Source organism: Pseudoxanthobacter sp. M-2, from assembly GCF_046156265.1.
Taxonomy (GTDB): Bacteria; Pseudomonadota; Alphaproteobacteria; order Rhizobiales; family Segnochrobactraceae; genus CAMDHY01.
Genome location: NZ_JAWDIR010000044.1, coordinates 287,466 through 301,766 on the forward strand (window position 1 = coordinate 287,466; position 14,301 = coordinate 301,766).

The window sequence follows — 14,301 nt, forward strand, 5'->3', positions numbered from 1 at the left end:
TCGCATCTCCCGCCGCCGCCCGGCAGGGTTAACGCCGCCGCCGGCGCGACCCTCCGGCGCAGGGCGGGCGCGGTCGGGCCCCTGCGCCGCCGGTGCGCTTGACGCGCCCGGCCGAACCGCTATTCCCAATCGGAGCAATCCCAAGCGCTCTCCGCTTCCCGCGGCCCACCGCCGCCCATCGAAGGCCCGGCATGCCGAAGATCACCTACATTACCCACGACGGCGTCAGCCATGCGGTCGAGGCCGACGTCGGCTCGACCGTCATGGAAAACGCCATCCGCAACTCGGTTCCCGGCATCGACGCCGAATGTGGCGGGGCTTTGGCGTGCGCCACCTGCCACGTCTATGTCGACCCGGCGTGGGTGGCGGCCACCGGATCGCCGTCGCCGATGGAAGAGGACATGCTCGACTTCGCCTACGACGTGCAGCCGACGTCGCGGCTGTCGTGCCAGATCCGCGTCGAGCCGAAGCTCGACGGGCTGGTGGTGCGGGTTCCGGAGCGCCAGGCCTGAGAGACTGGCGGTCCGGCGGCGGCGCCTTTCAGCGGGCGTCCAGCCGCTTGACGAACCAGTTGATCAGCTTCTCCCACATGGCGTCCTTCTCGACCAGGTCCTCGCAATTGCGGTCGAGATTGGGGTTGTCGTTGATCTCGATGACGAAGACGCCGCGCTCGGTCTCCTTGAGGTCGACGCCGTAGAGGCCGTTCCCGATCAGGCGTGCCGCCTTCACCGCCGTCTCGACGACGGCGGGCGCCACCTCGTCGAGCGCGAACGCCTTGTACTTGCCCTGGTCGGGGGCCTTGTTGGCGTGGTGGTGGATCACCTGCCAGTGCTGCTTGGCCATCATGTACTGGCAGGCGAACAAGGGCTCGCCGTCGAGCACGCCGATCCGCCAGTCGAAGCTCGTCGGCACGAACTCCTGGGCGAGCACCAGGTCGGACTCGTCCAGCAGCGCCTCGAGCCGCTCCTTCAGCTCCTTCGGCGTGTCGAGCTTGAAGACGCCGCGGCTGAATGAGCCGTCGGGAATCTTCAGCACCACCGGCCAGCCGAGTTCCTGGGGGAGGCTGTCGGCCTGCTTGATGCTGTCGACGATCACCGTCTTCGGGGTCGGCACGTCGTTCGCCGACAGGAGCTCGGCGAGATAGACCTTGTTGGTGCAGCGGATCATCGAGACCGGATCGTCGATGACCGGCATGCCCTCCTGAACGGCGCGACGGGCGAAGCGGTAGGTGTGGTTGTCGATCGCCGTCGTCTCGCGGATGAACAGCGCGTCGAACTCCGCCAGCCGGTCGAGATCGGTCTTCTCGATCGGCTCGACCTCCACACCGAGCCGCGCCGCAACCTTGGCGAGGTGGCGCAGCGAGTAGGGCATGGAGGGCGGCAGCGCTGCCTTCGGATCGCACAGGATGGCGAGCGAGTATCGGGCGGTCGTGCGGGCCTTCTTCGGCGGCTTCCAGGCGCGCTGGGTGTAGCGGTCGAGCGCATCGACCAGGAAGCGCCGCTCGACCGGGCTGAGCTCGGGAATGGCAATGGTGCGGATCTTGTTGATCGACCGCCACTCGCCGTGTTCGACCTTCACCTCGAGGATCGGCGCCCGGTACCAGTCGAACAGGTGGCGTCCGAACGCCTCGAAGCGGGCGTCGTCGACGCGGCCGAAGCAGACGAGCAGGCGGAAATCCGCGGTGGGCGGCTCATCGAGCGTCTTGATGACCTTGTTCAGCCGGTCCTCGAGCTCCGGCAGGGCGATGCGGTAGAGCGACTTCTTCGACAGCTCGATCATCGTCTCGACGGACGGCATGACGCGGTGGCCGCGCGCCTCCGCCAGCAGCGACGAGTAATAGCCGGCGCCCTGGTAGCTGTAGGAACGGGCGAGGTTGATGACGGTGGGCTTGACCTCGCCGAACAGGCGAGGGCGGGTCAGGTAGTCCCGCACGGTCATCACCTTGTGCGGGGTGTCGGCATTCGCGAGATCGGCTGGCCGGTCGACCAGGATCAGCCACGTCATCGGGGGGCTCCGTGGGGGGCGACTGACGCGGCGTCCGCCCGGACCCCAGCGCGGGGGTATCCGGGGGCGGCGCGTCCGGGAGGTTCGGGCGGATCAGGCTCGCGCATCGACCGTGGGCAGGCTCCTGGCGCCGCACCGAGGGGAACGGCGAGCCGCACATCTACCGGCGGCTGGGTAGAACGTCACGAGAGGCCCCGGCGTTCCGCAAGGGCAGGTAATTCATCCAGTCATGCAAATCAACGGGACTTGACAGCTGCTCGCCATCATTTGTCCGTCGCCGCGGTCGGCAAGTGGTTCGCGTGAAGAGATGGGTTTTTTCATGTCCGAAAGCTGGCGGTCCAAAGAAGAGAACCGCACGCGGAAAAGCTGGTCGGCAAGCCTTCGGCCGGGCTGCGGGCAGCGGCGGAGCGCCCCGCCACGGAGATGTCCGGCTATTGCGGCGACCATATCGGCGGAGTTCTCCCGGCCACCCTCATGACTGCGGCGGGGCGGCCGCCGGGTGCGGCAGCATTGCGGCCAGGGATGGCTATTCCGGCCCCCGGTCGTCCAGCCGTCTGCGCATCTTCAGGCAGGCGCAGCCGTCGGGGTAGTAGGCCTCGACGCGGCGGTAGATCGTGTAGCCGTAGCCTTCGTAGCGCGTCCGCAGGAAGGCGTTGTCCTCCCGGATCTCAAGGAGCACCGTTGATAGCCCGAGCGCCCGTGCGTTGTCCTCGAAATGCCGGAACAGCGCCTCGCCGATGCCCCGCCCCTTGGCTGACGCGTCGACGGCGAGCGAGTAGAAGCGCAGCCAGTCGGCGCCGCCACGCCGGAGGCCGAGCGAGTAGCCGAGGATCGCATCGGCGCGCGGGCCGGCGTCATCGTCTTCCACGAAGACGAAAGCCTCGCAGGTCGGGCTCGAGACGTTGGCGCGGAAGCGGGCGGGCGACATCGGCGTATAGAGGCGGGGGTCGAAGGCGCGGCGTTCGAGCGCCACCAGCGCGGGGACGTCGGCCGGCGTGGCGCGGCGAATTGGCATCGGTGCACTCCAGGCCAGCGACGACGGGAACGATCCCGTGTGTGCGGCGTTCGCAATTCGATCTAGCATGCTCGCGGCTTCGTGACCGAGGGCGCGGGCTCACGCAGAGGATTGTGACCGCTCGGCATGATTGCCGCGGTCCGCGCAAATGCGGTAGGGCTTGTGGGAACGGTGGCCCATGGGCCGTCCGGTGAACAAGGGAGCTTTGAGATGAAGATTCTGGCGGTTCCGGTGGTGGTCGCGCTGATGGCGGTGGCCGGTTGCAACACGGTCGAGCAGGATCGTGCCCTCGTCGGCGGCGGTCTCGGTGCCGCGACCGGTGCGGTGATCGGTGCGGCGACGGGTGGCGGTGCCGGTGCGGCGGTCGCCGGCGCGGCGATTGGTGGCGTCACGGGCGCGGCGATCGGTGCGGCGACGGCGCCGCGTGGCTACTGCCACGCGACCGACCAGCGCGGTCGTTACCTTTACAGGCCGGATGGCCAGCCGGTGTTCGTCCGCTGCTGAGCGGCTGAAACGTCTCAATACCTGACGGGTTTGCGGGGAGCGTCTCGGACGCTCCCCGTTTCCGTTGTGGACGCCGCTTCAGGCCGTCGTCGCGCTCCTGCCGCAAAATCCGGGCGAAGCTGCGCATCGTCAGAGACTGGTGATCGGGCGGGGCATGCAGGCACCTTGGCGTGACAGGACGGGCCGGTTCTCGCCGCTGAAGACGGTGACGCTCGCCGGCCTCGTGCTGCCGGGCCTCATCGCCGCCGTGACCCTGATGCTCGCCGATTCGCCGGCGCCGGGTGCCGGTCTTCCCGTCGGCGGCCCGAACATCGGCGGGCCCAACATTGGTCCGGCGGGCATCGGCGGCGAGGCGGCGCGACCGATCACCGACGCGATCCATGCGACGGGCGACTGGGCGGTGCGCATCCTGCTGCTGTCGCTCGCCATCACGCCGGCGATGCGCAGCCTGCGCTGGCCGCGCGCGCTGATCCTGCGGCGAATGATCGGCGTCGCCGCCTTCGCCTATGTCGCCGCGCATTTCCTGCTTTACGTCGTCGACCAGCAGTTCGACCTCGCCAAGGTGGCGAGCGAGATCGCGCTGCGCATCTATCTCACGATCGGCTTCGTCGCCTTCGTCGGGCTCGCCGCCCTGGCTGCGACGTCGACGGACGCGGCGGTCCGCCGGATGGGCCCCGTCGCGTGGCAGCGGCTCCACCGGATCGCCTATGTCCTTGCCGTGCTCGCGCTGCTGCATTTCTTCATGCAGTCCAAGATCGACGTCTCTCAACCTGTTCTGATGTCTGGATTTCTCATCTGGCTGATGGGGTGGCGGCTGGTGGTCGCCCTGCGCCGCAGGGCCGGCCGGGAACCGCTGCCGAGCGTGGTCGATCTGCTGGCGCTGGCGGTCGCCGCGGCGGTGCTGACCGTCGTGACCGAAGCGCTCTGGTATGCGGTGGCGACCGGCGTCGACCCGTGGCGGGTGATCCGCTCCAACCTGGACTTCGGCTTTGTGATCCGCCCCGTCTGGTGGGTCCTCGCCGCCGGTCTCGCGGTCACTGCCGTCGCATGGTGGCGCGGCCGCACGGCGCCGAAGGGCCGCGTCGGCCGTCCGCAGCGGCCGGCGCCGGCCGCCTAGCTCAGCCGGCGAGGAAGGGGAAGACTGCCGCGTCGAACTCGGCCCGCCGCTCGATGTTGGAGAGGTGCGCCGCCTCCAGCTGCAGCAGCTTCGAGCCCGGTATCGCCGCGTGGATCGCCTCGCCGAGCGCCGGCGGCGTCGCCGGGTCCTCTGTGCCGACGACGACGATCGCGGGCGTGGTGATCTGACCGAGGTCGCCCCGCAGGTCGGCGTCGCGGACGGCGGCGCAGCAGCCGGCGTAGCCCTGCGGCGGCACCTTCAGCATCACAGCCTTCAGGCGGGCGACCTCCTTCGGCTGGCCCGCGCGGAAGTCTGCCGTGAACCAGCGCTCGAGCAGCGCGTCGGCGATGACGCCGAGACCCTTCTCCGTCACCGTGGCGATGCGGGCGTTCCACGTCTCGGCGCTCGGGATCATCGCGCCGGTGTTGCAGATCGCCACCCGCGTCAGCCGCTCCGGAGCGTTGACGGCGAGCCACTGGGCGACGAGCCCGCCCTTCGACAGCCCGCAGACGGCGGCCTTGTCGATCTTCACGGCATGGAGGAGGGCCAGCGCGTCGCGGCCGAGGCGGTCGATGGTGTAGGCGCCCTCCGGCGCCGAGGAGCCGCCGTGGCCGCGGCTGTCGTAGCGGAGCACCCGGAAGTGGCGCAGCGCCGCCGGCATGTTGCCGTCCCACATGGTGAGGTCGGTGCCGAGCGAGTTGGAGAACAGCAGCACGGGCCGACCCTCGTCGCCCTCGAGGCGGTAGTGGATCGTCTGTCCGTCGTCGGTGGTGAACGTCGGCATGGCGGGCTCCTCGGTGCGGGTCGACGATGCAGGTGGTCCGGGAAGGGGGGCGGTGCAAGGCGTCGTCGGGTGCACGTCTTCGTTTGGGGAACACGTGTGGGCAGGGTGTCGGCGCACGCGGTCCGAGATGCGGTTGCTCGTCAGCCGCCTCTCGGCTCGTTGCCGCGCCGCCACGCGTCCCGCGCGGCGGCGATGAAAGCATCGCTTGCGCCGAGATAGCTCTCGGGCTGGAACAGGGCGGCGAGGCCGTCCGCCCCGAGCGTGGCCAGGATCTCCGCGTCGGCGGCGAGCACGGTGTGGAGAGTCGCCCCCTCGGCAACGGCGCGCTTCGTCGCGGCCTCGACCCGGTGGTGCGCCGGCATCCGCCCGAGCGTCGGCGCGAGCGCCATCATCACCCGCTCGGCCAGGACGAGGCCCTGCGTGCGGTCGAGGTTCTCGCGCATCCGCGCCGCATCGACCTCGAGGCCCTCGGCGATGACGCGGACCTGCGCCGCCGCCGCCGCCGTCAGGCGGAAGGCCTGCGGCAGCGCCACCCACTCGGTGTGCCAGCCGCCGATGGCGCGCTCGTGCTCGGAGATCATCGCCTGCAGCGCCAGCGGCACCAGCGCCTGTGCCTGGCGGGCGCTCGCGAGCGCCAGTGTCGCGCCGACGGGATTGCGCTTGTGCGGCATCGTCGAGGAGCCGCCTTTGCCGGCGGCCGCCGGCTCGAACGCCTCGCCGACCTCCGTCTGCATCATCAGCGCCACGTCGAGCGCGATCTTGCCGAGGGCGCCGGCGGTGAGCCCGAGGGCGGTGGCGATGCGGGCGACGCGCGAGCGGTCGCCGTGCCACGGCAGCGGCGGCAGCGGCAGGCCGAGTTCCGCGGCAAGCCGCGCGGCGACGGCCGGGCCCTTGTCGCCGAGCGAGGCGAGCGTGCCGGCGGCGCCTCCGAACTGGATGGCGAGCGCCGTGGCGCGGACGTGGGCGAGTTCCGCCCGCGCCGCGGTGACGCCGGACAGCCAACCGGCTGCCTTCAGGCCGAAGCTCACCGGCAGGGCGTGCTGCAGGAAGGTGCGGCCGGCCATGACCGTGCCGGCGTGGCGGGCCGCCAGCGCATCGAGCGCGTCGCCGATGGCGGTCAGTTCGGAGACCAGCAGGTCGAGGCCACTGCGGGCCTGCAGCATGAAGCCTGAGTCGATGGCGTCCTGGCTGGTGGCGCCCCAGTGGACGTAGCGGCCGGCGTCGCCGCCGATGGCCGCCGTCAGCGCCTTCACCATCGGGATCGCCAGGTTGCCGCCGTCCGCGGCGGCCAGGCCGATGGCGCCGAGGTCGAACCGCGTGGCGTCGCAGGCCGCCGTGATCGCCGGGGCGGCCTCCGCCGGGATCACCCCGACCGCCGCCTCGGCACGGGCGAGCGCCGCTTCGAAATCGAGCATCGCCTGCAGGCGGGCGCGGTCGTCGAACAGCCGCGCCATCGCCGGCGTGGCGAACAGCCCGTCGAGCAGCGTGCCGTCGCCGCGATCGTCCCCGTCGGAAGCCTCGATCATGCCCGTCCTCCGACCGTTCTCGTAGGGCGACGCGGTCGGCACGCGCAAGGCGAAAGGCGCGGCCGGCTTCCCGGCCGACGGGGGATCGCTATTGTGGAGGCACCCGCCGGCCAGGACGCGGGACAATCGCGTGGCCCGAGGAGACGCCATGAAGCTCTATTCCGCGCCGCTCAGCCTGTTCGCCCGCAAGGTGGAGATCGCCCTCGCCGAGAAGGGCCTGGCCTTCGAGCGGGTGATGGCGCCATTCACCCAGACCGAGGGCTACCGGCCGAAGCTGCCGGAGGTGCTGGCGGCCAACCCCAAGGGCCAGGTGCCGGTGCTCGATGACGACGGGCTGGTGCTGTTCGATTCGACGCTGATCTTCGAGTACCTGGAGGACGCCTATCCGAGCCCGCCGCTCTATCCGGCGGCGCCGCGCGAGAAGGCCCTCTGCCGCCTCCACGAGCTCTATGCCGACGAGATCATGCTCGTGCCGCTCCGGGCGCTGATGTACCGCTCCGGCCCGCGCTCGACCGACCCCGAGCGGCGGACGCGCGACCGCGAGGAGGCGCTCAAGGCCGAGACCGTGATCACGGATCACTATGGCGAGATCGAGCGGCGCCTCGGCGAGCGGGATTTCCTCTGCGGGGCTGCGTTCACCGTCGCCGACATCGCGGTGGTCATGATGGTGCTCTATTCGCTGCGTCTCGCCGGCCCGCCGATCACCGGCCACCCGCGGCTCGCCGCCTGGTACCGGCGGGTCGCCGCACGGCCGTCGGTCGCGCCCGTGGTCGATGAGATCGCCGCCGCCGACCGCGCGCTGTCCTTTCCCGTCGACGCGCCGTGAGCCGCGTCAGTCGGACATTTGAACGCGGTCGGGCGGGCGTGTAGTCAAAGGGGCGTCGGTGGCCCATCTACCGCACGGACCTCGTCTGAAACGGACCCGCGATGACCTCCCCGAAGACGCTGCCGACCTCGATCGACGAGACCGAGGCCTTCCTCGCCGGCGAGGCCTACGTGGCCGACCGCTCGCTCGCGACCGTGCTGTTCCTGGCGCTCCGGATGAACCGGCCGCTGTTCCTCGAGGGCGAGGCCGGCGTCGGCAAGACCGAGATCGCCAAGGTTCTCGCCCACGGCCTCGGCCGCAAGCTGATCCGCCTGCAGTGCTACGAGGGCCTCGATGTCGCGAGCGCCGTCTATGAGTGGAACTACGCCGCGCAGATGGTGGAGATCCGCCTCGCCGAGGCCGCCGGCGAGACCGATCGCGAACGGCTCGCGAGCGACGTCTTCTCCGAGCGCTTCCTCGTCCGCCGCCCGATCCTGCAGGCGCTGGAGCCCGATGCCGCCGGGCCGCCGGTTCTCCTCATCGACGAGCTCGACCGCGCCGACGAGGCCTTCGAGGCGTTCTTGCTGGAAGTGCTCGCCGACGGGCAGGTGACGATCCCCGAGCTAGGCACCGTGCGCGCGGCCGCGCCGCCGATCGTCGTCATCACGACTAACCGCACCCGCGAGATCCACGACGCCCTGAAGCGCCGCTGTCTCTACCACTGGGTCGATTACCCGGATGCCGCCCGCGAACTCGCAATCGTCCGCCTGAAGGTGCCGGGCGCCGCCGAGCGGCTGTCGCGCGAGATCGTCGCGTTCGTGCAGCGCCTGCGCGCCGACGACAACCTGTTCAAGGCTCCCGGCGTCGCCGAGACCATCGACTGGGCGACCGCGCTCGCCGAGCTGGACCAGGCCGCCCTCGACCCGGACGTCGTCTCCGACACCCTCGGCGTGCTGCTGAAGTACCAGGACGACGTGGCGCGCATCCGCGGCAGCAGGACGGTCCAGATCGTCGAGGAGATCCGCCGCCAGGCGAGTGCCGCGGCGTGAGGCGGATCGTGCGCGGAGCCGCCCGGTGACGGACGAGGCGCTCTCGGCGCTCGATGGCGGCCGGCTCGCCGACAACGTCGTGCTGTTCGCCCGCGCGCTGCGCAAGGCGGGGATGCGGGTCGGGCCGGCGGCGGTGATCGACGCCATCCGCGCCGTCGAGGTGGCCGGCATCACGCGCCGCGACGACCTCTACTGGACGCTCAACGCCGTCTTCGTCACCCGCCACGACCAGCAGGTCGTCTTCGACGCGGCCTTCCACGCCTTCTGGCGGGCGCGTGGGCTGGTCGACAAGATGATCGCCATGCTGTCGCCGGTGGCGCCGCCGCGCCCGGCGGCGGAGGAGCCCAAGGCCGCCCAGCGCCGCGTCGCCGAGGCATTGGCGGCGACCCGGCGCGAGCGCCCGCAGCAGGAGAAGCCGCGCGTCGAGGTCGACGCGACGCTCACCGTCTCCGGCAAGGAAGTCCTGCAACGCCGTGATTTCGCTCAGATGTCGGCCGCCGAGATCAACGCCGCCATCGCTGCGGTGCGGACCCTCGCCGTCGAGCTTGAGCACGTCGAGACGCGGCGGCTGGTGGCGGCGAACCGCGGCCGCATGGTTGATCCGCGCCGCACGATGCGCCAGTCGCTGCGTGGCGGCGGCGGCGCCATCCGGCTCGCCTTCCGCCGCCGCCAGGAGACGCTGCCGCCGATCGTGGCGCTGATCGACATCTCCGGCTCGATGAGCCAGTACACCCGCGTCTTCCTGCACTTCATGCACGCGCTCGCCGAGACGCGCGGCCACGTCTCGACCTTCGTGTTCGGCACGCGGCTCACCAACGTCACCCGCCAGCTCGCGCGGAAAGACCCCGACGAGGCGCTGGCGGCGCTGACCGGCCACGTCTCCGACTGGTCGGGCGGCACCCGCATCGCCACCGCGCTGCGCGCCTTCAACCGCGACTGGTCGCGGCGCGTCCTGCACGGCGGGCCGATCGTGCTCCTCGTCACCGACGGGCTCGAGCGCGATTCGGACGAGGACCTGGCGCAGGAGATGGACCGGCTGCACCGCTCCTGCCGGCGGCTGATCTGGCTGAACCCGCTGCTGCGCTTCGAGGGCTTCGAGCCGCGGGCGCGCGGCATCCGCGAGATGCTGCCGCACGTCGACGAGTTCCGCCCCGTCCACTCGCTCGATGCGGTGGCCGACCTCTGCCGGGCGCTCGGCCGCGCCGGTGCGGCCGGCCCGATCGACCCGCGCGCATGGCTCGCCGGATCGGTGCCGGCCCGTCCGTCGCGGTTGACAAGCCCGCCTTCGCGGACCCAAGAGAGCCGCGCGGGGAACGAGAACCGCGCGGGGACCGCCGCCGGCTGAGGCGGCAGAGCGCCCGGGCGGCCGTGGCAGCGACCAGACGAGGATCGTGCATGTCGGAAGCCGACCAGTTCGGAGAGAGCTTCGACTTCCCGCCGTTCGAGGGGCAGCCGAAGGTCTATCTGATCGCCTCCTCGCAGCGCACGGGCAGCCACTATCTCTGCCACCTGTTCTTCTCGACCGGCCGGCTCGGCAGCCCGTTCGAGTATTTCCACCGCCGCAACTTCAAGACCTTCCGCAAGCGCTTCCAGACGAAGCGGCCCGAGCCGACGATGCGCAAGCTGATGGAAATGCGCACCAGCCCGAACGGCTGGTTCGGCATCAAGGCGCACTGGGGCCAGTTCTCGAACCGCGAGGACCTCGGCTTCGAGCCCTCGCTCGTGCCGGTGGATCGCTACGTCTACCTGAAGCGGCGCGACCAGGTGCTGCAGGCGATCTCGCGCTCGATCGCGGTCCAGACGCAGCAGTGGATGAGCCACTACGAGAAGGCCGGCGAGCCGGTCTACGAGTTCGCCGATCTCGACGAGCACCTGCGTTCGGTGCGCGCCGGCTATGAGAAGTGGGAGCGTTACTTCGCCGCGAACGGCATCGAGCCGCTGACGATGTACTACGAGGACCTGTGCACCGACCCGGTCGGCGAGGTGCAGCGGGCGCTCGCCTTCTTCGGCGAGCCGACCGACATCCAGGAACTGAAGGCCTTCACCCAGCGCCAGGCGACCGACCTCAACCACGCCTGGAAGCAGCGCTACCTCGACGATCTGGAAAAGGCCGGCCGCGAACTGGTCTGAACGCCAGACCAGTTCGATCGCTGCCGGTCGTCAGGCCATCACCCGCGCCGATCTCGGGTCGTAGAACGGCTCAAGGGCGATCGTCGCTGGCACCTTCACCGACGCTACGTCCAGCTCGTAGGTGCCGGTCGTCAGCCAGGCGTCGTCGATGCCGTCGGCGTGGCGGACGTAGCCGTAGCCGAGGTTCTTCCCCACCGTGTAGCCATAGCCGCCGCTCGACAGGTAGCCGACCGGCACGCCGTTCCGGTAGATCGTCTCGCGCCCGAGCAGCACCACGTCCGCGTCATCGACGGCAAAGCCGACGAAGCGCTTCGGCAGCGGCCGGCCCTGTCGCTCCACCAGCGCGTCGCGGCCGAGGAAGGGCACGTTGCTCTTCAGCTTCACCGACCAGCCGAGGCTGGCCTCATAGGGGGTGTGGTCGGGGGAGATGTCGGCGCCCCAGACGCGGTAGCCCTTCTCGAGCCGGAGCGAGTCCATCGCCCGGTAGCCGGCGTTGGCGATGCCGTGGGCTGCCCCCGCGGCCATCAGCGCGTCGTAGACGGCCGCCATGTGCTCGCGCGGCATGTGCAGCTCGTAGCCGAGCTCGCCGACAAAGGTGAGCCGCAGCGCCCGCACTTTGGCGTCGCCGATCGAAAGCTCCTGGTGGGTGTAGAAGGGGAAGGCGGCGTTGGAGACATCCGCGTCCGTCACCGCAGCGAGCACGTCGCGCGCCCGCGGCCCCATCAGGGCGAGCACGCCGTTCCGTTCGGTGATGTCCTCGAACGTCACCCGGGCGCCGTCCGGCACCGAGCGATTCAGCACGTCGACGTCGTGGGTGCGGAAGCCGGTGCCGATGACGACGTAGTAGGCCTCGGGCGACAGCCGCGCGAGCACCAGGTCGGCCTCGATGCCGCCGCGGGTGTTGAGCAGCGTCGTGTAGATGAGCTTGCCGGGCGCGCGACGGACGTCGTTGGCGCACGCCCACGACAGCACCGCCTCGGCATCCGGCCCGGTCACCATCAGCTTGGCGAACGAGGTCTGGTCGAACAGGCCGACGCGCTCGCGCACCGCCCTGTGTTCCTCGCCGACGTGGGGGAACCAGTTCTGCCGGCCGAACGAGTAGCGGTCGACCGGCTCGACGCCTGCCGGCGCGAACCAGTTCGGCCGCTCCCAGCCGAGCTTGGAGCCGAAGCAGGCGCCGGACGCCTTCAGCCGCTCGTAGATCGGCGAGGTGAGGGTGGGGCGGGCCGAGGCGTATTCCTCGAATGGCCAGACGATCGTGTAGTGCTTGCCGTACATCTCGAGCGTACGGGTGCGCACCCAGGTGTCGTCCTCCTGGACGCGCGAGAAGCGGCGGATGTCGACGGGCCAGAGGTCGAGGGGCGGGTCGCCGGTCAGCACCCACTCGGCGAGCGCCCAGCCGGCGCCGCCGCCGGACGCGATGCCGAAGGCGTTGAAGCCGGCGCCGACGAAGAAGTTCCGCACCTCCGGCGCCTCGCCGAGGATGAAGTTGCCGTCGGGCGTGAAGCTCTCGGGGCCGTTCAGCAGCTGGCGGATGCCGGCGGTGCCGAGCGACGGGCAGCGGGCGAGCGCCTGCTCGGTGATCTGCTCGAAGTGCTCCCAGTTCGATTCGAGCAGCGAGAAGTGGAAGCCGCGCGGGATGCCGTCGACCGCCCACGGGATCGGGTTCGGCTCGTAGCCGCCCATGACGAGGCCGCCGACGTCCTCCTTGAAGTAGATCAGCCGGTCGGGATCGCGCAGCGTCGGCAGGTTCGACGGCACGCCGAACGGCTCGGAGATCAGGTATTGGTGCTCGACCGAGCAGAGCGGCACGTTCACCCCGGCGAGCCGGCCGACCTCGCGCGCCCACTGGCCGGCGCAGTTCACCACCTTCTCGCAGGCGATGCGCCCGGCGTCCGTGACGACGGCGACGACGCGGCCGTCCTTCACCTCGATGGCGGTGACGGCGGTGTCCTCGATGACGCGCACGCCGCGCATGCGGGCGCCCTTCGCTAAGGCCTGGGTGATGTCGGAGGGGTTCGCCTGGCCGTCGGTCGGCAGGAAAGCGGCGCCGACGAGGTCGCTCTCGTCCATCAGCGGCCAGAGGTCCTTCGCCTCCGACGGCGTCAGCAGGTGCATCTCGAGGCCGAAGGAGCGGGCGGTGGTCGCCTGCCGCTTGATCTCGATCATCCGCTCCGGGTTGCAGGCGAGCCGCAGCCCGCCGTTCATCTTCCAGCCGGTGGCGAGCCCGGTCTCGGCCTCCAGCGTGTCGTAGAGCTCGACCGAGTGCTTCAGGAGCCGCGTGACGTTCGCCGACGAGCGCAACTGGCCGACGAGGCCGGCGGCGTGGAAGGTCGAGCCGGAGGTGAGCTTGGCGCGCTCGAGCAGCACCACGTCCTTCGCGCCGGCCTTGGCGAGGTGGTAGGCGGTGCTGCAGCCGACGATGCCACCGCCGATGACGACGATCTCGGCATGGCTCGGAAGGGGAGCGGTCATCGGGTCTCCGTGGCGGTGAAGTCGGCCCACGCGCGCTCGAAGCGGCCGAGATAGTCCTCGGTGTAGGCGACGTAGTCGAAGTCGAGGGTGGAGTGGTGCTCCGACACGCCGCCCCACAGCGCCTCGCGGAGCAGCGAGGCGCAGCGCATGGCGCGGAAGGAGCGGTCGAGGCCGGCGTCAGGCCTGTGCCCGAAATAGGCCTCGAGCAGCCAGGCGTCCTCCTCCGGCGAGAAGCCGTTGTTGGAGGAGAGGTTGGCAAGGTCGAACAGCGGGCTGTCGAAGCCGGCATAGTCCCAGTCGATCAGCCAGAGCCGCTCCCCGTCGTCCATCAGGTTGCCCGGCAAGAGGTCGTTGTGGCCGAAGACGATGCGCACCGGCCCGACCGCGAGCTCCAGCCGCTCGGCGATGCCGTCGAGGCGGGGCAGGGCGGGGACGAGGCGGCTCTCGACGTCCCGCAAGGCGCCGGCGTAGCCGCGGATCACCTGGAACGGCCAGAAGATCAGCGACGGCCCGCGCAGGTACTTCGGCACCTCGGTGTGGCAGCGCCGGATCAGCTCGACGATGCGGCCGCGGTTTTCGGGCGCGCGCACCATGCCGGGATCGAAGGTGACGCCGTCGATGTGGCGCGTCACCAGCACCCCCGGCTCGGCGTGGACGACCTCCGGCGACAGCCCGGCGGCGTGGGCGGCGCGGGCGGCGGAGAGCTCGTTGAAGCGCATCACCCCATGCACGGGGATGTCGTCGCCGAGGCGGGCGACGAAGCGGCCCTTCACCGTGTCGGTGACGACGAAGTTGCGGTTGGTGATGCCGCCGCCGAGCGGGGCGATCTCGACCGCACCGCTCCAGCACGACAGCCGCGCGACGCGGTCGATGGCGTCCGCCTCGGTCATCG

At 70.7% G+C, this 14,301-nt stretch carries 13 protein-coding genes; 7 read left to right on the forward strand and 6 right to left on the reverse strand.

From position 1 onward, the window contains the following. Positions 1-191: 191 nt before the first annotated feature. Entirely contained in the window at positions 192-512 is a 321-nt protein-coding gene (locus tag RUR49_RS21045; protein WP_409148393.1) for a 2Fe-2S iron-sulfur cluster-binding protein, read from the forward strand. Positions 513-540: 28 nt separating this feature from the next. Here the strand turns inward: RUR49_RS21045 and RUR49_RS21050 are convergent, their stop codons facing one another. Then, on the reverse strand, positions 541-2,004 hold the full coding sequence (locus RUR49_RS21050; protein ID WP_409148394.1) for a RimK family protein: 1,464 nt from the start codon (positions 2,002-2,004) through the stop codon (positions 541-543). Positions 2,005-2,530: 526 nt separating this feature from the next. After that, entirely contained in the window at positions 2,531-3,019 is a 489-nt protein-coding gene (locus tag RUR49_RS21055; RefSeq protein WP_409148395.1) for a GNAT family N-acetyltransferase, read from the reverse strand. 210 nt (positions 3,020-3,229) lie between these two features. On the opposite strand from RUR49_RS21055, the gene RUR49_RS21060 reads away from it, so the two are divergent. Together RUR49_RS21060 and RUR49_RS21065 are read left to right on the forward strand one after the other, a co-directional pair. Further along, positions 3,230-3,523, forward strand: a complete 294-nt coding sequence (locus RUR49_RS21060; RefSeq protein WP_409148396.1) for a hypothetical protein — start codon at positions 3,230-3,232, stop codon at positions 3,521-3,523. Positions 3,524-3,677: 154 nt separating this feature from the next. Continuing rightward, complete coding sequence (locus RUR49_RS21065) at positions 3,678-4,640, forward strand: sulfite oxidase heme-binding subunit YedZ (RefSeq protein WP_409148397.1); 963 nt, start codon at positions 3,678-3,680, stop codon at positions 4,638-4,640. A 1-nt stretch (position 4,641) separates the two neighbouring features. On the opposite strand, the gene pcaD is transcribed toward RUR49_RS21065, so the two are convergent. Together pcaD and pcaB are read right to left on the reverse strand one after the other, a co-directional pair. Beyond that, positions 4,642-5,424 (reverse strand): 3-oxoadipate enol-lactonase, encoded by a 783-nt coding sequence (pcaD, locus tag RUR49_RS21070; protein ID WP_409148398.1) that lies wholly within the window; start codon positions 5,422-5,424, stop codon positions 4,642-4,644. A 140-nt stretch (positions 5,425-5,564) separates the two neighbouring features. Next, positions 5,565-6,950 (reverse strand): 3-carboxy-cis,cis-muconate cycloisomerase, encoded by a 1,386-nt coding sequence (gene pcaB, locus RUR49_RS21075; protein ID WP_409148399.1) that lies wholly within the window; start codon positions 6,948-6,950, stop codon positions 5,565-5,567. Between the two features lie 148 nt (positions 6,951-7,098). Here pcaB and RUR49_RS21080 point away from each other — a divergent pair, with 148 nt between their 5' ends. The 4 genes from RUR49_RS21080 to RUR49_RS21095 all read left to right on the forward strand — a co-directional run bounded on the left by RUR49_RS21080 (position 7,099) and on the right by RUR49_RS21095 (position 10,934). Then, on the forward strand, positions 7,099-7,776 hold the full coding sequence (locus RUR49_RS21080) for a glutathione S-transferase family protein (RefSeq protein WP_409148400.1): 678 nt from the start codon (positions 7,099-7,101) through the stop codon (positions 7,774-7,776). A gap of 101 nt (positions 7,777-7,877) precedes the next feature. Continuing rightward, positions 7,878-8,804 (forward strand): AAA family ATPase, encoded by a 927-nt coding sequence (locus tag RUR49_RS21085; RefSeq protein ID WP_409148401.1) that lies wholly within the window; start codon positions 7,878-7,880, stop codon positions 8,802-8,804. A 25-nt stretch (positions 8,805-8,829) separates the two neighbouring features. Then, a complete protein-coding gene (locus tag RUR49_RS21090; protein WP_409148402.1) occupies positions 8,830-10,149 on the forward strand; it encodes a vWA domain-containing protein in 1,320 nt (439 codons plus the stop codon). A 50-nt stretch (positions 10,150-10,199) separates the two neighbouring features. Next, positions 10,200-10,934, forward strand: a complete 735-nt coding sequence (locus RUR49_RS21095) for a Stf0 family sulfotransferase (RefSeq protein ID WP_409148403.1) — start codon at positions 10,200-10,202, stop codon at positions 10,932-10,934. A 30-nt stretch (positions 10,935-10,964) separates the two neighbouring features. On the opposite strand, the gene RUR49_RS21100 is transcribed toward RUR49_RS21095, so the two are convergent. Continuing rightward, positions 10,965-13,409 (reverse strand): FAD-dependent oxidoreductase, encoded by a 2,445-nt coding sequence (locus RUR49_RS21100; protein WP_409148404.1) that lies wholly within the window; start codon positions 13,407-13,409, stop codon positions 10,965-10,967. Further along, positions 13,406-14,299, reverse strand: a complete 894-nt coding sequence (locus RUR49_RS21105; RefSeq protein ID WP_409148405.1) for a phosphotransferase — start codon at positions 14,297-14,299, stop codon at positions 13,406-13,408. Before RUR49_RS21105 ends, RUR49_RS21100 begins: the two co-directional genes overlap by 4 nt. Positions 14,300-14,301 lie beyond the last annotated feature (2 nt).